Raw genomic sequence first — 16,762 nt, forward strand, 5'->3', positions numbered from 1 at the left:
CTGGCCATCACCCGCAACCTTCGACCGTCGATGCTCGAGTTCATGGACCGTGCGTCGATCGGTGCCGTCGAAGATGCGATGAAGATGGGCTTGGACCGCGACGCGGCTGCGATGCTCATCGCGCGATCGGACTCGGCCGGAGTGGATCGTCGACGCGAGATCGAGATCATGGCGGCAGCGTGTACCGATGCCGGCGCGTCGGACGTGTTCACAACCGACGATCCTGATGAAGGCGAGGCCTTCGCTGCGGCTCGGCGATTCGCGATCCCCGCGGTAGAGCGGTTGGGAAGCCTTCTGCTCGAGGACGTGGGGGTTCCCCTACCTGCGCTACCGGATCTGGTCGAGGGAATCGAGCGAATCTCGGAAAAGTACGAGGTCCTCGTCGCGGTGATTGCACACGCAGGTGACGGCAACACCCATCCCCTGATCGTCTTCGACCCTGCCGACGCGGACATGGAAAGACGAGCCAATATCGCCTTCGGCGCGATCATGGACCTGGCGATTTCGCTGGGTGGCACCATCACCGGGGAACACGGCGTCGGGCGATTGAAGAAGGCGTGGTTACCGGATCAGGTGGGTGAGGACGTGATGAAGCTGACGCAGCGCATCAAGACCGCGCTCGACCCCGACGGCATCCTCAATCCAGGTGCAGTTCTGTAGCGCCCAGCGCCACTGGGGGCTCCGCCCCCAGTGGCGCGGTTAAGTATGTTCACGTGCACTTATTCGCGCCACTAGCGCGCAGCGCACTCGTCCGCGACCGCCAGAACCTCGTCGAGGATTTCCAGACCCTGCCTGATCTCGTCCTCGGTGGTAGTGGGCGGCGGAGCCACCTGGATTCTGTTGCCCGCCATGAACGGCCACAGACCTCGCGACTTGGCCGCGGCCGTCACCTCTGCCATCGGCGCGGCATCCGCGCCCGACGCCGCGAACGGTACGAGCGGCTCCCTCGACTGCTGATCCTTCACCAGCTCGATGGCCCAGAAGAAACCCTTACCCCTGACTTCGCCGACGCTGCGGTGCGACTCGGCGAGCTTGGCCAGGCCGCCGCCGAGCACGTCCTCCCCCACCGATCGAACGTGCGGGAGTATCCCGTCACGCTCGAATACCTCGATCGACGCCACCCCGACCGCGCAGGCCAGCGGATGCCCCGAATACGTCAGCCCGCCCGGATACGGCTTGTGGTCGAACTTCGAGGCGATTCGCTCGGAGATGACGACACCTCCGAGCGGTACGTACCCCGAGTTGATGCCTTTGGCGAAGGTGATCAGATCCGGGGCGACGTCCCACGCCTGGCATGCGAACCACTCGCCGACACGGCCGAATCCGACCATGACCTCGTCTGCGATGTACACGATCCCATATCGGTCACACAGCTCGCGCACACCTGCGAGGTAACCGGGCGGAGGAACGAGAACCCCGTTGGTGCCGACCACGGATTCGAGGATCAGGCCCGCGATGTTCTGCGCACCTTCCAACTCGATGACCTGCTGTAGATGCGCGAGCGCAGCCGCCGTCTCGTCCTCGGGCGTCGTCGTCCCCCACGGCGACCGGTACGGGTATGGCCCGAAGAACCGGACGACGTCGACGTTGGTCGGTTCGGTGCCCCACCGGCGTGGTTCACCGGTCAGTCCGATCGCCACCCCGGTTCCACCGTGGTACGAGCGATAGGCGGCGAGCATCTTGGTTCGACCGGTGTGCTGGCGAGCCAAACGAACCGCATGCTCGACCGCTTCTGCACCACCGGTCGTGAAGAACACGCGGTTCAGATCTCCCGGTGCCCGCTCGGCGACGAGAGCTGCGAGCTCACTGCGTTTCGCGTTGGCAACCGTCGGCGAGATGGTCGTCAGGATCTGTGCCTGCTCGACGATCGCCGCTACCAGATCCGGATGTTGATGTCCCAGATTGACATTGACGAGTTGGGAGGAGAAGTCGAGATACCTGTTGCCTTTGTCGTCCCAGAACCACGATCCAGATGCACCGTCGATCGTGACCGGGTTCAGCTCGGCCTGCGCCGCCCAGGAATAGAAAACGTGATCCATCTACTTTCCGCCTTCCTCCAACGTCACCTGTATGGGAGCGTACGACTCCCCGGTCACGTCCACGCCGTCCGCCTTCAACAGATCGAGAGCTTCCGACACGTACTCGTTGCTGTAGGCCTCGGCATCTGGATCCGCCGTGAGCACGGTCGACCCCTCGGCGTTCTTCGTCGACTTGGCGATCTCGACGGTTCGGTTCCACGACGCCTCGTCGATGATTCCGATTCCGGCAGGGGACGGCCAGATCAGCTTGTTGACCTCGTTGACCTGCCACAGTTGGTGGCTCGCGCCGAGCGTCGACCCGGCTGCGACGGTGATGTCTCGGCACTTCTCGACGTTGTCCCGGCAGAACGCCCATCCCTGCAGCGAGGCGGCGATGAACTTGACCGTCTGCTCCCGATACGCGTCGTCGGACAACTTCTCGGTGTTCGCCCAGATTGCATCCTGCAACATGGCGACGCCTTCGTTGTTCCAGTCGATCGTGGTGAAGTCTGCGGCCGTGTAGAGCTGTCCCGTAGCAGGATTCACCGTTTCCAGCAGCTGCGCGTACTCGTTGTACGACATTGCCTGTGCGGCCGCGATGTCACCGGAGAGCAAACCGTTCATGTCGAACTGCTGCTGCACCAACGTCACATCGCTCGACGGATTCAGACCGGCCTCGGTCATCCCCGCGAACAGTTCGAACTCGTTGCCGTAACCCCAGTTCCCGACGGTCTTGCCGCGCAACTCGGCAGCGCCGGTGATGTTCTCTGTGGCGAACGACGCCTGCAACGTCCCAGATCGCTGGAATATCTGCGCGACGTCGGTGATGCCGGCGCCCGCTTCCCTCGACGCCAGTGCTTTCGGAACCCATGCAATCGCATAGTCGGCCTGCCCTTGCGCGAGCACGGTCTGCGGGACGATATCGGTTCCGCCGTCGAGGATTTCGACGTTCAGACCCTGGTCTGCGTAGAAACCCTGATCGAGCGCCGCTAGGTAGCCGGCGAACTGGCCCTGCTTGAACCACTGCAATTGCAGCTTGACCGTGGCATTTCCCTCGGCGTCGGTCGAAGTGTCGGTGGTTGTGCTACACGCTGTCGCCAGCAACGCCACCGCCATGACTGCCGCAGCGACTGTTCGGGTACGTCGACCAATAGATGCGATCACGGGGTTCTCCTGTAGTCCGCCCGCACTGCACGTGCAGGTCGCCGGGCAACGAGTCGTTCGAGTAGCAATACGAGAAGGAAGAACAACAAACCGACGACGATCGCGCCCACCACGTATGCCCAGGCTCTGGGATACGCGGTATTCGACGCCGCCGACGTGATCCGCGACCCCAGTCCGTTCTGGAGTCCGCCGAAGTACTCGGTGATGATGGCAGCAATGACAGCATTGGGAGCCGCCACTCGCAACCCGGTGAACACGAGCGGCAATGCCATCGGGAACCGTACGTGCCGCGTGATCTCCCAGTTCGACGCCGCACACGAGCGCATGAAGTCCAGGTGGACGGGAGCCACTTGACGTAACCCCTTGGCAGCACTGACGAAAACCGGAAAGAACACGACGATCGTCACCACGAGTCGTCGAGGGAAGTCGGTGGTTGCCGAGAACATCGAGTTGAAGACCGGCGCGAGGGCGACGATGGGAATAGCGGCTGCAGCAGCCGCGATCGGCGACAACAATTCGTCGACCACCCGTAGCCGCACGGCAACAGCCGCCGACACCAGCCCGAGTATCGATCCCACGATCAGCCCGATCAGGGCGTTCTTGCCGGTCGCGATCGATGCCGCCGCGATATTGCCCAGATTGGCGTGAAACTGTTCGGCAATGGCGGACGGCGACGGTAGAAGAAACGACGGCAACCCGCCGACATCGGTGACAAGTTGCCACACCACCACCATCAGCACGCCGAACACAACAGGCGGTAGCCATACCCTCATGTCGTCGACCTGCTGTGCAGCACTTCGCGCACCGAGGTGACCGATGCGTAGAACGACTGGCTTTCTCGCGGATCTCCCACGGATGTCGAGGTCTTGTCCATCGCGAGTACACCCAGGATTCGCCCGGGCCGCGCAGACATCACCACGACCCGATCCGACAGGTAGACGGCTTCGGAAATCGAGTGGGTCACGAAAACGACTGCAGCAGAGGTTTCCTCGGCAATACGCAGCAGGTCGTCCTGCATTCGCTCGCGCGTCATCTCGTCGAGCGCGCCGAACGGCTCGTCCATCAGCAGCAACTGCGGAGTCCGCGCGAGCGATCGAGCAATCGCGACGCGCTGCTGCATTCCACCCGACAGTTCGGTGGGAAATCGGTCGGCGAACTCGGTCAGACCGACCAAACCCAACAACTCGTCCGACCGTCGCCTCCGCCCTGACTTCGGCACCTTGTGCAGCTCCAACGGCAATTCGACGTTGGCTCGAACAGTCCGCCAATCCAGCAGGCCCGCTTGCTGAAACGCGATTCCGTAGTCCTGGTCGAGCCGAGCCTGCCTGGGCGTCTTGCCGAACACCGACACGCTTCCCGACGACGGTTGTTCGAGATCGGCGACGATGCGCAACAGCGTCGATTTGCCGCATCCCGACGGCCCGATGAGAGAGACGAATTCTCCCGCGGACACCGTCAGGTCGATGCCGTGCAGAGCAGTCACGCCCGCTGAATCGAACACCTTGCCCACGTCGTTCACGACGACTGCATCCACTACCATCGCTAGTCGCCCCGCGCTCGGGGATAGCGGCCCGCGTACCGGCCCAACGAGTATTCGAGCAACCCGACCAGTCCGGTCACGATCATTCCGAGTATCGCCGCACCTAGAACTGCCGCATACAACCGCGACGAGTCACCGGTAGCCTGTTGTGAGAAGACCATGATCTGACGTCCGATGCCGCCGGTTGTCCCCGTGGAGATTTCGGCGACGACGGCGCCGATCACCGATGCTGCGGCCGCAAGGCGCAGCGCTGGTATCAGGTGCGGAATCGACGCGGGAAATCCAACCCTCGTCAGGGTCGACCACCACCCAGCTCCATAACTTTGCATCAGTTCGAGTGCGGCCGGAGTCGGCGAACGGAGCCCCCGCAGCATACCCACCGCCACCGGGAAGAAGGCGAGATACGACGCGATGACGGTGATGCTCATCCACGGTTGCCACGCGTATCCGGCGACCGCGATCTTGCCGCCCCATCCTGCCACCAACGGTGCCAACGCGATCAGTGGAACCGTCTGAGAGACGATGATGTAGGGCAGAAAGGCGCGCTCGGCCCAGACGAACCTCTGCATCACGACGGCGAGTACCAGTCCGACTGCGGTGCCCAGGACGAATCCGGTAACCGCCAACCCGAACGTGAACGCTCCGCTCGTCAGGATCGCCGCACCCACCGAACGAGCACCCGCGACGTTCACCTCGGGATCGGTCAAGACACCCGCCACCGCCCAGACGTGCGGCAGAGCCCCGTCGTCGGTGCGGGGCAGGATTCGGACGCTGCCGACCGACACGCCTTTCGTCGGGACGGTGACCTTGACGAGCTCCCAGACCAGCAGGATCAACACGATCGCGGCGACGGCCATCGTCGGCCTCCGGAGACCCCGCGCACGACTCCGCGGCGGAATCACTACCGCCGCAACGTCGATCCCGGTCACGAGGTCGCCGTCACCTGTTCGCCGACGAACGGAATTATGTGCTCACCATAGGATTCGAGCGTCGACGATTTGGCATCGTGCTGGAGGTAGACCGCGAACTGGTCGACTCCGAGCTTCTCCAAGTCCTTCAGTTTCGACAGGTGTTCAGCCGGGCTGCCGAGCAGGCAGAATCGATCGATCACCTCGTCGGGCACGAACTCGGCGTGCGAATTGCCGGACTTGCCATGTTCGTTGTAGTCGTATCCGCTGCGGGCATCGATGTAGTCCGTCAGCGCCGAGGGGATGCCACCACTGTGGTGACCGTATCGAGCAACGAGGTCGGCGACGTGGTTGCCGACCATCCCACCGAACCAGCGACACTGATCGCGCGCGTGCGCCAAGGCCGCCGCGCTGCCGTCGGTGACGTAGGCGGGCGCTGCAACGCAGAACTTGATCGACGACGGATCCCGCCCGACGGCTTCCGCGGCTGCGCGAACTCGACCGATCGTCCACGACGCGATGTCCGGGTCGGCGAGCTGCAGAATGTATCCGTCGGCGACCTCACCGGTGAGATCGAGAGCTTTCGGTCCGTATGCGGCAACCCAGATCTCGAGTGTCGACGCGCCGGCCCACGGAAACTGGACTGTCGTGTCGCCTAGTGTCGCCGACCGACCGTTGGCAAGTTCACGGATGACGTGAATGGACTCTCGCAAGGTGGCGAGCGATGCCGGTTTGCCGCCGAGGGTGCGAACTGCCGAATCCCCTCGGCCGATCCCACAGATAGTGCGGTTGCCGAACATCTCGTTCAGAGTTGCGAATACCGACGCCGTCACCGTCCAGTCCCGGGTGGACGGATTGGTCACCATCGGGCCGACCGTCACGCGTCTGGTCTCGGCGAGGATGAGACTGTAGATGACGTACGGTTCCTCCCACAGGAGGTGCGAGTCGAAGGTCCATACGTGCGAGAATCCGTGCGTTTCGGCTCGTCTCGCAAGATCGACGACGCGCGATGCGGGCGGGTTGCATTGCAGCACGACTCCGATATCCATGTGTCACACGAGATTCTGTGACAGGGAGCGTTTGACGAATCGGCCGTGGCCTGCAGCCCCGACGTACGCACCGTCGTCGACGATCACGCGCCCCCGTGAGATGACTGTGTCGACGTGTCCGTCGATCTCGAACCCCTCGTAGGCGGAGTAGTCCATGTTCATGTGGTGCGCCTTTCCGAGTCCGATGCTGGTGTGCCCGTTCGGGTCGTAGATCACGAGGTCGCCGTCGGCGCCGGGAGAGACGATGCCCTTCTTCGGGTACATCCCGAACATGCGCGCAGGCGTCGTGCAGCACACCTCGACCCACTTCTCGAGCGTGATCTTGCCCGTCTTGACGCCTTGGAACATGAGATCCATGCGGTGTTCGACGGATCCGATTCCGTTGGGGATCTTCGAGAAATCACCGATGCCCATTTCCTTCTGGTCCTTCATGCAGAACGGGCAGTGGTCGGTGCTGACGGTGGCGACGTCGCCGGTGCGAAGATAACGCCAGAGTTCGTCCTGATGACCTTCGGCCCGTGACCGAAGTGGCGTCGAGCAGACCCATTTGGCTCCCTCGAATCCCGGTGCCCCGAGCTGCTCTTCGAGCGAGAGGTACAGGTACTGAGGGCACGTTTCGGCAAAGACGTTCTGCCCGTTGCCTCGTGCGTGCGCGATCTGTTCGAGGGCCTGTTTCGCAGAGACGTGCACGACGTAGAGTGGCGCTCCGGTGACATTCGCAAGCATGATCGCCCGGTGAGTGGCTTCTTCTTCGAGCTGCCAGGGACGCGAGGTGCCGTGGTAGTACGGCGCGGTGTCCCCCCTTGCTACCGATTGGGCGACGAGGACGTCGATGGCGATGCCGTTCTCGGCGTGCATCATCAGCAGCGCGCCGGTCTCCGCCGCAGTCTGCATGGCGCGCAGTATCTTTCCGTCGTCGGAGTAGAACACCCCCGGATACGCCATGAACAACTTGAAGCTGGTCACGCCTTCGGAGACCAACTCACTCATCGCTTTGAGCGAGTCACTGTCGACCTCACCGATGATCTGGTGGAACCCGTAGTCGATGGCGCACTGCCCCGCAGCCTTCTCGTGCCACTGGGCCAGGGTGTCCTGAACTCGTTGCCCCGGAGTCTGAATGGCGAAGTCGACGATGGTGGTGGTCCCGCCCCACGCCGCCGCTCGCGTTCCGGTTTCGAACGTATCGGATGCGAATGTGCCACCGAACGGCATCTCCATGTGCGTGTGGCCGTCTACGCCACCCGGGAGAACGTACTTTCCGGTCGCGTCGATCACCGTGTCCGCTGAATGAGTCAGGTCTGCGGCCAGAGCGGTCGATCCCGGTTGCAGCACGGCGACGATGGTGTCGCCGTCGATCAGAACGTCGAGTAGTTGTGCGCCCGTGGGTGATACGACGGTGCCGCCGTGAACGAAAGTGGTACCCATGTCAGGACTCCCGCCGCATCATCAGGGCTTCACCAGAGGCGCGTAGGCGTCCGGTCTGCGGTCGCGGTAGAACGCCCAACGATCGCGAACGACCTTGATCAGATCCATATCGAGGTCGCGGACGATCACCTCTGGTTCGGTGTCGGAGGCTACGTCGCCGACGAACTTCCCCTCGGGATCGACGAAGTAGCTGGTGCCGTAGAAGTCGTCGTCGCCGTAGTCGGCCTCGATCCCGACGCGGTTGATCGCGCCGATGTAATACTCGTTGGCCACCGCAGAGGCGGGCTGCTCGAGCTTCCACAGATAATTGGACAAGCCCCGTGAGGTTGCCGAGGGGTTGAAGACTATTTCGGCTCCCGCCAGACCGAGGGCGCGCCAACCCTCGGGGAAGTGACGGTCGTAGCAGATGTAGACCCCGATTCGGCCGACCGCGGTATCGAACACCGGCCAGCCCAGATTGCCCGGACGGAAGTAGAACTTCTCCCAGAAGCCGTTCACGTGCGGAATGTGGTGCTTGCGGTACTTACCCAGGAAGGTGCCGTCGGCGTCGACGACGGCCGCGGTGTTGTACAGAACGCCCGGCTGTTCCTGCTCGTACACCGGCAGAATCATGACGATGCCGAGTTCTTTGGCCAAGGCTGCGAAACGATCGACGGTCGGACCGGGCACCGACTCGGCGTACTCGTAGAACTTGGAGTCCTGCAATTGACAGAAGTACGGACCGTAGAACAGTTCCTGGAAGCAGACGACCTTCGCGCCCTGCTCGGCTGCACTTCGGGCATAGTCCTCGTGCGCCTTGATCATGGTCTCTTTGTCACCGGTCCAGTTTGTCTGGACCAGGGCCGCTCGAACTGTTGACATGCTGTGTCACTCCGTCCCTCGCGTCGCTTGCCTCCTCAACATAAGTGATGCACGGGGTGAGCGTGCGGTCAATCGTGTTACAACATGACGTAGCGAAGTTTCGACCGAGTAACGACTCAGGTCGAGGGGAGCAGCAGCGACCTGACCGCGTCGATCGTGTCCGCTTCGGCGGCGGTCTTGTCGGGCCGATATCGCAGTACGCGTGCGAATCTCAGCGCTACACCACCTGGATATCGACTGCTGACCTGAGCGCCGTCGAGTTCGATCTCGACGACCAGATCCGGATTCAGATACACGGTGTGTTCGTCGCGTGAACGCTCGTGCTGCGGGAACTCATCGGTCTGCCACTGCAGCAGGGCATCGGTCAGACCCTTGAAGGTCTTGCCGACCATGATCGGCGCTCCGCCGTCCGGATCGCGAGCACCGAGATGGAGATTCGACAGCCAACCGGTGCGCCTGCCGTAGCCCCATTCCGCTGCCAGGACGACGAGATCGAGGGTGTGTTCGGGTTTGACCTTCTGCCAGGTGCGTCCCCGACGGCCCGCCGCGTAGCTCGACGACAACGACTTGATCATCACGCCCTCGTGTCCGGCACCGAGGGCATCGTCGAAATGTGCGGCCGCGGCTGCTGCGTCGGGACGGAGGAGGGCAGGAATGCGATGACCGGGCGCAACGCGTTCGAGCGCGTCGAGACGCGTATGAAGCGGTTCGTCCAACAGGTCGACGCCGTCGAGGTGGATGCAGTCGAAGAAGTAGGGGCTCAGCAGCAGTTGGTGGGTGCTCTGGGCCCCGAACCGACTCATCGTTTCCTGGAAGGGTCTCGGTCGTCCACTGTCGGTCAGCGCGAGGGTCTCACCGTCGAGCACGACGGACGTGCACGGCAGCCCGCGGATCAACTCCACCAGCTCGGGCACGCCATCGGTGATCTCACGCAGGGTGCGGGTGTAGACGTGCACGTCTTCGCCACTCCGATGAACCTGAATTCGGGCACCATCGAGCTTGTACTCGACGCTGACGTCCCCATCCAGTTCGGTCCACGCGGCCTCCAGCGTCTCCGCCGGAGACGCCAGCATCGGTCGGACCGGTCGGCCGACCTCGAGACCGAACTGCGACAGCGCCTCTGCTCCCCCGGTCAGCGCCGCGGTCGCCGTCGCCGACAGCGTTCCGGACAACATGAACGCTCGTCGTACCGGCGCGAGCTCGAGACCGGCGGCCTTGGCGATGGCGTCGGTCATGATTCCCTCCAGCGCTCCCTGCCGAAGCTCACCGGTCAGCAACCGGACGAGGAAGCGGCGCTCGTCCGCCGTCGCTGCCGCAAGCAGCTCGACGAGCAGTTCACGCCGCCGCGCAGCCGATCCGGATCCGGAGGTCGTAGCGACAGCGGAGATCGCACCGTCCACCTCGGCGATCGTCAGCGTGCCGACAGCGGCAGGCGCAACGTCGATATCGGCGAGGGTCCGCCACCCGACACCGATGCGCCCCTGCGGCAACTCCCCCGACAACCACGACACGACGGTGTCGATGTCCGTGGTGTCGAGTTCCGCGAGCAACGTCTGCAGTGCATCGATCTTGGCCTTTCGGGACCGCGTGGCGCTCACGGCAACCGAGGTATCGATGATTCGAGTGAACAGCACAGTAGAAAGGTAGCCGGAACCGTCCGGCTTCAACCCTTGCAGTCGAACCCTGCCGTCAGCTGAAGCCGAGCACCCGGTCTCCCCACGCGGCCCGCATTTCACCGTCCGGATCGTCGACGACGGTATCCTGGCCGTCGATCACCAACGTCGCACGCCTCGGTTCGACGTACAGAGGCCAGTGCTTGCCGCCGTCGAGAGTTGCGGGAACACCGTGACGGGCGAACGCTACCCACCGTTTCATCACCCTGGCCGAGACTGCCATCGCCGCCTTGCGGCCACCGAGCCAGAACGTAGGATCCCGGTTCAGGGTACCGAAATTGCCGAAGACGTACGGCAATTCGGTTGCGTGGCCGGCTCCGATCCGAGCCGCCTTCAGCATGGGTGTCGCATGATCGAACCGATACATCCAGACCTGCGAGTGTCTGCTGTGTGCGTCGGCGATCCACAGGCTCGGCATCTTGAAACCGGCGTCCCGTGACATGGCCAGTGCACCAGCGGTTTTGGACCGATCCGGATAGGCAGACATGATTTCGGCGACACGGAAAGCCGGCAGTTCCGCGTGGTCGTTCGCGATCGCCCTGAACATTTCGGAGACGGTGTCCGAGGTTACGGGCATCAGCGGCGACTTCATCAGGCGAAATATCGACGCCTCGTCGTGGTTGGTTCCGATGATCATCGGGATGCGGTGCGCAAAGCCCTTCTGGAACGCTGCAACCGGGTAACGCGGAACTATGTCGCCATCGACGACGGGGGCGATGCCCAACGTTCCCGGCACCTTCGTCGGAACTTCGTAGCACAGCGTGTCACCGGCCTCGACGACACGCATGAAGTCGATGGACTCGAGTTCGTGCACTCGGTCCGGCGTGATGTCGAGCAGTTCCAGAAATCGCGACGCCACCTGCGCTGCACGTTCGGGCCCGTACACCGATGTCGCCGGGGCGCTCTGCACGATGGCGCGGTGGAAGAGTCCCTCGGCTTTCGGCGACGTCATCAGCGTCGTCACCGACGCACCGCCGGAGGATTCGCCGAACACCGTCACGTTGGAGGAGTCACCGCCGAACGACTCGACACACCGCTGGACCCATTCCAGCGCGGCGATCATGTCGCGAAGACCGAGATTCGACTCGAAGACGGTGTCGTCCGTCGAGAACGACGACAGATCGAGAAAGCCGAAGGCCCCGATTCGATAGTTGACGGTCACGACGACCAGATCGCCGACTTCGGCGAGGTTGCGCCCGTCGTAGACGCTCTGCGCTGCAGACCCGAGCGAGTACGCGCCGCCGTGGATCCAGACCATGACCGGCCGCGGAGTTCCGTCGGGCTCGGGCGCCCACACGTTCACCGACAGGCAGTCCTCCGACATCGGAATGTCGGGGTCCATCGGGACAGGATTGTCGAGTCCTTGCGGAGCGACCGCGCTGAACTTGCGGCAATCCAACGGCTCCGACCACGGCTCGACCGGGCGCGGAGATCGGAATCGATGGTCGGCGTCGGGTGCCGCCGCGTACGGGATGCCCTTCCAGGCGTACACGGTGCCGTCCAGATAGCCGACCACCTCCCCGTAGGGCGTGTGCACTCGGCATGTCGCGTCACTCATGGCACCTCCTTGATTGCTCGACGAACGCCAACGTACCAACTCCGGATGAGCGACCTCGTTGTTTATGCTGGCAGGATGAACCGACTGCGGGCATACGGTGGCTCAGCGTGTGCTTTCTGCGCGGTACTTCTCGCCGGCTGCAGCTCCGCCGTCGACGGCACTGCAACCGCGCCACTCGCGACCGTCGACACCGATCCACCGTCTGTTGTCCGCACTACCAGCCCGACACCGAGCACGACAGGGACACCGAGCAGTAGTTCGTCGCAACCTTCCCGTACCACCACCACCGCTCCGCCCACCGCCGAACCCTCGCGATTCGAAGGCAGCGACGGTTTCTACTACTTCACCTCTCCCAGTGGAAAATTCGAGTGTGCGGTGTTCGTCACCGACACATCGATTGCCGGCTGCCACGGAGAATTTCCGTCGACCGCTCCCCGCGTCGAGGGCAGCAGCGCTCCTGATTCGCGGGTCGCTCCGAACACCATCGAGCTGACCGCCGGGTCACCTGCCCGATTTCTCAGCTCGGGCGATCCCCGCTTCCACAGGTTCGACGGCACGGCACGCGCACTGCCGTACGGCGAGACGCTGTCGATTCCGGGCTCGGGCAGCTCGAACGGGGTGATGTGCCGGGTCGAGGAAAAGACCGGCGTCAGCTGCTCGGACCAGGTAGGTCACGGATTCACCGTGTCGGACTCGGCGTTCGAGCTGAAGTAGCTCACGTCGTTCTCGACCCCTCGCTCGGGCGATTGCCTCCGGCCATCTGTGCTCACGCACGGGCCTCCAGGCGCGATGATGTATGGTCGGCGATGTTCTGACACGGGGTGCGTCCGCACATGCGGATGCTGAGATCACACCCGTCGAACCTGATGCAGGTAATGCTGACGAAGGGATGTCGAGGCGATGACTACGCCTATGCACTCGGTGGACTCTGTCCGCCATACGGATCGATTGTGGGAAGCAGCGGCCGATTTGCGCGCCGCAATCGACGACTTGAAATTTCTGCGGTTGCTCGGCGACGGCTCCTTGCCGCTCGACGCGTTCCGTACCTATATCGAGCAGGACGAGCTCTACCTGGCCGGATACGCCAAGGCACTGTCGATCCTCGCCTCGAAAGCGCCCGATGCGACAACCGCGGCGTTCTGGGCCACCTCGGCGGCCGGCGCCGTCGAGGAAGCGACACTGCACCACTCGCTACTGTCGAGCGAAGTACTGCCCAGCCATGGCTCACCCGCCGAACACTCCTCGGCATGCTTGGGATACGTCTCGTACCTGATTGCCACGGCAGCGACGGAGCCGTACGCGGTTGCGGCAGCGGCAGTTCTGCCGTGTTTCTGGATCTACGCCGACGTGGCCGTCCGACTGTCAGGCGCCGCCAGGGAAGTACTGCTGGCGGACCCCGAACATCCCTATGCGCGTTGGGTTTCGACCTATGACTCCGAAGAGTTCCGCACTGTCGTCGACCGCGCGCGCAGACTCGTCGACGAGGCAGCGGCGCTCGCGACCGAGGCCGAGCGCGAGTCGATGATCCGGTCCTTCGTCTCTGCCACTCGATACGAGCTGATGTTCTGGGACACCGCATTGCATCCGACGCCGTGGCCGGTGTCGCTGTGAGAAGACTATTCGCTTTGTCCGTCGCAGCGGTGTCGATCGTCGCTCTGTCATCCTGTGCACAGACGAACGATTCGGACACCATCCGGTTCGCCCTGGACTGGACGCCGAACACCAATCACACCGGACTGTATGTGGCTCTCCAAGAGGGCTTCTTCGCCGACGCCGGACTCGACGTCGAGGTGCTTCCCTACAACAACACCTCACCGGACACACTCGTGGATTCGGGCAATGCCGAGTTCGGCATCAGCACTCAAAGCTCTACGACCTTCGCGAAAGCCGCAGGTGCGCAGATCATCTCGGTGCTCGCGCCGCTGCAACACTGGGCAACCGCGATCGGCGTACGCGCCGACCGCGACGACATTCCCAGCCCGAAGGCACTGGACGGCAAGGTGTACGCCGGGTTCGGCGATACCGGTGAACAAGCCGGCCTACGGCAGATCATCCAGAACGACGGTGGCACCGGCGAATACGAGACCGTGGTGCTCGGCACCTCTGCCTACGAGGCCGTGTACTCGGGCACTGCAGACTTCACCGTGTCGTACCTCGCATGGGAAGGCCTCGAAGCCGAACACAGCGGGACGCCGATGAAGTACTTCGAGAGCACGGACTACGGCTTCCCCGACGCGTACGCAATCACGATCAGCGGGAACGAGAACTGGCTTGCCGACAACCCTGAGGAGGGAAAGAAGTTCGTCCAGGCGTTGCAGCGCGGATACCAGTTCGCCGCCGACGAACCGGAGCGCGCCGCTCAGGACCTCATCGATGCCAACCCCGGCACGTTCACCGACGAGTCCTTGGTGTTCGAGAGCCAGCAGATGCTGGCCGAGAAGTACATGAAGGACGCAGCGGGCACCGTCGGCGGTCAGAATCTCGACAAGTGGACCGAATATTCGAAATTCCTGTACGAGAACGGTGTTCTCGTCGACGAAGGTGGAAATGCGCTCGACACCGAGCCCGATTGGTCCACCTACTTCACCGATGAGTACCTCAGCGGTCAGTAGCACGGCGGTCGGCGTGGCCGAACCGGCCGGCCAGGCCGACCGTCGTCTCGGTGCCGCCATCCGATTCGCCTTGCCGTCCGCGACGATTGTTCTCGTACTCGTCGTTGCATGGCAGGTCTACGTCACGGTCAGCGGCATCAGGCCACAAGTACTGCCGTCGCCGTCGCGCATCGTCAGTCAGGGTTGGGCGCATCGAGAGGCCATTGCCGAGAACGCCGCAGCAACGGTGCAGGTGACGATCGTCGGATTCGCAGTGTCATTGCTCGTGGCGTGGATTCTCGCCGTCGCAGTCGACTTCTCTCCGTGGCTGCGACGGGCGGTAGTTCCTCTGTTCGTGGTGTCGCAGACGCTGCCGATCATCGCTATTGCTCCGCTGCTGATCATCTGGTTCGGTTTCGGACTACTGCCAAAGATTCTCGTGATCGCGCTGGCGACGTTCTTTCCGATGGCCATCGGGCTCATCGAAGGATTCGCCGCAGCCGATCGCGATGCCCGTTCCCTGTTGGCGAGCATGGGAGCAAGCCGCTGGCAGCAATTTCGCTATGTCCGACTGCCATCGGCAATGCCGCGGTTCTTCACTTCGCTCCGCATCGGGGTCACCTACGCGGTCGTCGGCGCGATATTTGCCGAATACGCAGGCGCAAGTGCCGGACTCGGCATCTACATGAGCCAGCAGAAGAACTCGTTTCGAACCGATCTCGTGCTGGCCGCGGTGCTCGTGACCGCGGTGATCAGCGTGACGTTGTTTCTGCTGACCTACGCCGTCGAGCGCATGGTCGCACCGTGGGCTCTGGAAACTCGAACTCCGGAAGAACGACCGCGATGAGCCGAGTGCACGTATCGGATCTCACCAAGTCCTTCGGCGGGCGCGACGTACTCGCCGGCGTGAACTTCGATGTCGAAGCCGGCGAATTCGTGTCGGTGATCGGACCGAGCGGGTCGGGTAAGAGCACGATCTTCAACATGCTCGCCGGCCTGGACACCCCGGACTCGGGCGTCGTCGATGCACCGGAGAGCGCGTACATGCCACAGAAGGACCTGCTGTTTCCGTGGCGAACGGTGCTGGACAACACGACTCTGGGTCTGGAAGTTCGGGGCGTACCGAAGAAGAAGGCCAGGGAAATGGCGCTCGCACTGTTTCCTACCTTCGGGCTGGACGGGTACGAGAAGGCACGGCCGTCGGAGATGTCCGGCGGCATGCGCCAGCGCGCGGCAATGCTCCGCACCGTCGTGCAAGGCCACGACCTACTGCTTCTCGACGAACCCTTCGGTGCACTCGATTCTTTGACGCGCACCAGCATGCAGCGCTGGCTTCAGGACATGTGGCTCGAGTACGGGTGGACGGCACTCATGATCACCCACGATATCCGTGAGGCCGTGTACCTGTCCGATCGAGTGATCGTGTTGTCGGACAAACCTGCACGCGTTCGACGCCAAGTTGTGGTTCCGCTACCGCGGCCACGTGATCCTCTGATCGTCACGACACCGGAGTTCGCTGCCGTCGAAGCCGAGCTGATGGATGTACTGATCAACACCTCGCACTGATGTCCGCCGTACACGAAAACTAGGCGACGCAGGGAACCCCGCCGTCGACGTAGATGCCGGCCGGCGCCGAGTCCCCATCGGAGCGAGGAGCCGGGTCGGCCTCGGCGCTTTGAGTCTCGTTGGGCTGCATCGGGTCCGCCGGCGGGTCGAGGATGACTGCGGTGTCGGTGCGGAGCCGGTCGACGTCGACGATGTTGACGTCCTGCCCGTCCACCGTCTCGTACCCCTCCACGGGGAGCGTGTAGAAGTCTATGTTCCCGTCCACGACGCTGCCAGCGCCGGAGATCAGGGATACTGGGTCGAGCCCACTGTCGATGCCCTGCGTGTCAGGGTGAGGTGAGTCCACTGGTTCATAGCAACCCGGCCTGATGCAGGGCGAGATACGGATCGACACACATCATGACCATCA

The 16,762-nt window shown here is 63.2% G+C and carries 17 protein-coding genes and 1 riboswitch; of the genes, 6 read left to right on the forward strand and 11 right to left on the reverse strand.

Annotation, left to right across the window (positions count from 1 at the left end):
- Positions 1 to 660: FAD-linked oxidase C-terminal domain-containing protein (locus A2J03_RS04615; RefSeq protein WP_331712354.1), on the forward strand; the 660-nt coding region annotated here is incomplete at its 5' end.
- 71 nt (positions 661 to 731) lie between these two features.
- Here A2J03_RS04615 and A2J03_RS04620 read toward each other — a convergent pair.
- The 10 genes from A2J03_RS04620 to A2J03_RS04665 all read right to left on the reverse strand — a co-directional run bounded on the left by A2J03_RS04620 (position 732) and on the right by A2J03_RS04665 (position 12,196).
- Positions 732 to 2,039: an aspartate aminotransferase family protein gene (locus A2J03_RS04620; protein WP_068370267.1), complete on the reverse strand. Its 1,308-nt coding sequence runs from the start codon at positions 2,037 to 2,039 to the stop codon at positions 732 to 734.
- Positions 2,040 to 3,182 carry an ABC transporter substrate-binding protein gene (locus A2J03_RS04625; RefSeq protein WP_231912364.1) on the reverse strand — a complete coding sequence of 381 codons (1,143 nt, stop codon included), beginning with the start codon at positions 3,180 to 3,182 and terminating at the stop codon, positions 2,040 to 2,042.
- The gene (locus A2J03_RS04630; protein ID WP_068370270.1) at positions 3,179 to 3,955 is read right to left on the reverse strand and encodes an ABC transporter permease; all 777 of its coding nucleotides are present in this window, start codon (positions 3,953 to 3,955) and stop codon (positions 3,179 to 3,181) included. The genes A2J03_RS04625 and A2J03_RS04630 overlap by 4 nt, the downstream gene beginning before the upstream one ends.
- Complete coding sequence (locus A2J03_RS04635; protein WP_231912365.1) at positions 3,952 to 4,701, reverse strand: ABC transporter ATP-binding protein; 750 nt, start codon at positions 4,699 to 4,701, stop codon at positions 3,952 to 3,954. The genes A2J03_RS04630 and A2J03_RS04635 overlap by 4 nt, the downstream gene beginning before the upstream one ends.
- A 23-nt stretch (positions 4,702 to 4,724) precedes the next feature.
- Entirely contained in the window at positions 4,725 to 5,651 is a 927-nt protein-coding gene (locus A2J03_RS04640; protein WP_231912366.1) for an ABC transporter permease, read from the reverse strand.
- Positions 5,648 to 6,679: a TIGR03842 family LLM class F420-dependent oxidoreductase gene (locus tag A2J03_RS04645; protein WP_068370274.1), complete on the reverse strand. Its 1,032-nt coding sequence runs from the start codon at positions 6,677 to 6,679 to the stop codon at positions 5,648 to 5,650. Before A2J03_RS04645 ends, A2J03_RS04640 begins: the two co-directional genes overlap by 4 nt.
- Positions 6,680 to 6,682: 3 nt before the next feature.
- Positions 6,683 to 8,104 carry a dihydropyrimidinase gene (gene hydA, locus A2J03_RS04650; protein WP_068370276.1) on the reverse strand — a complete coding sequence of 474 codons (1,422 nt, stop codon included), beginning with the start codon at positions 8,102 to 8,104 and terminating at the stop codon, positions 6,683 to 6,685.
- Positions 8,105 to 8,125: 21 nt separating this feature from the next.
- Positions 8,126 to 8,965: a nitrilase-related carbon-nitrogen hydrolase gene (locus A2J03_RS04655; RefSeq protein WP_068370278.1), complete on the reverse strand. Its 840-nt coding sequence runs from the start codon at positions 8,963 to 8,965 to the stop codon at positions 8,126 to 8,128.
- A gap of 116 nt (positions 8,966 to 9,081) precedes the next feature.
- The gene (locus tag A2J03_RS04660) at positions 9,082 to 10,599 is read right to left on the reverse strand and encodes an ATP-dependent DNA ligase (RefSeq protein WP_068370280.1); all 1,518 of its coding nucleotides are present in this window, start codon (positions 10,597 to 10,599) and stop codon (positions 9,082 to 9,084) included.
- 55 nt (positions 10,600 to 10,654) lie between these two features.
- Positions 10,655 to 12,196 (reverse strand): carboxylesterase/lipase family protein, encoded by a 1,542-nt coding sequence (locus A2J03_RS04665; RefSeq protein ID WP_068370282.1) that lies wholly within the window; start codon positions 12,194 to 12,196, stop codon positions 10,655 to 10,657.
- Between the two features lie 75 nt (positions 12,197 to 12,271).
- On the opposite strand from A2J03_RS04665, the gene A2J03_RS29710 reads away from it, so the two are divergent.
- The 5 genes from A2J03_RS29710 to A2J03_RS04690 all read left to right on the forward strand — a co-directional run bounded on the left by A2J03_RS29710 (position 12,272) and on the right by A2J03_RS04690 (position 16,353).
- Positions 12,272 to 12,910: a hypothetical protein gene (locus tag A2J03_RS29710; protein ID WP_082897589.1), complete on the forward strand. Its 639-nt coding sequence runs from the start codon at positions 12,272 to 12,274 to the stop codon at positions 12,908 to 12,910.
- A gap of 93 nt (positions 12,911 to 13,003) precedes the next feature.
- Positions 13,004 to 13,103, forward strand: a riboswitch (TPP riboswitch).
- Positions 13,104 to 13,108: 5 nt separating this feature from the next.
- A complete protein-coding gene (locus A2J03_RS04675; protein WP_082897586.1) occupies positions 13,109 to 13,807 on the forward strand; it encodes a TenA family protein in 699 nt (232 codons plus the stop codon).
- Positions 13,804 to 14,808 (forward strand): ABC transporter substrate-binding protein, encoded by a 1,005-nt coding sequence (locus tag A2J03_RS04680; RefSeq protein ID WP_442971320.1) that lies wholly within the window; start codon positions 13,804 to 13,806, stop codon positions 14,806 to 14,808. Before A2J03_RS04675 ends, A2J03_RS04680 begins: the two co-directional genes overlap by 4 nt.
- A complete protein-coding gene (locus A2J03_RS04685; protein ID WP_082897587.1) occupies positions 14,786 to 15,634 on the forward strand; it encodes an ABC transporter permease in 849 nt (282 codons plus the stop codon). Before A2J03_RS04680 ends, A2J03_RS04685 begins: the two co-directional genes overlap by 23 nt.
- Positions 15,631 to 16,353, forward strand: coding sequence for an ABC transporter ATP-binding protein (locus A2J03_RS04690; RefSeq protein WP_068370285.1), 723 nt, complete (start codon positions 15,631 to 15,633; stop codon positions 16,351 to 16,353). The genes A2J03_RS04685 and A2J03_RS04690 overlap by 4 nt, the downstream gene beginning before the upstream one ends.
- 19 nt (positions 16,354 to 16,372) lie before the next feature.
- Here A2J03_RS04690 and A2J03_RS04695 read toward each other — a convergent pair whose 3' ends face one another.
- Entirely contained in the window at positions 16,373 to 16,699 is a 327-nt protein-coding gene (locus tag A2J03_RS04695; RefSeq protein WP_082897588.1) for a hypothetical protein, read from the reverse strand.
- Positions 16,700 to 16,762: the final 63 nt, after the last annotated feature.

This window comes from Rhodococcus sp. EPR-157 (genome assembly GCF_001647195.1).
Lineage (GTDB): Bacteria > Actinomycetota > Actinomycetes > Mycobacteriales > Mycobacteriaceae > Rhodococcoides.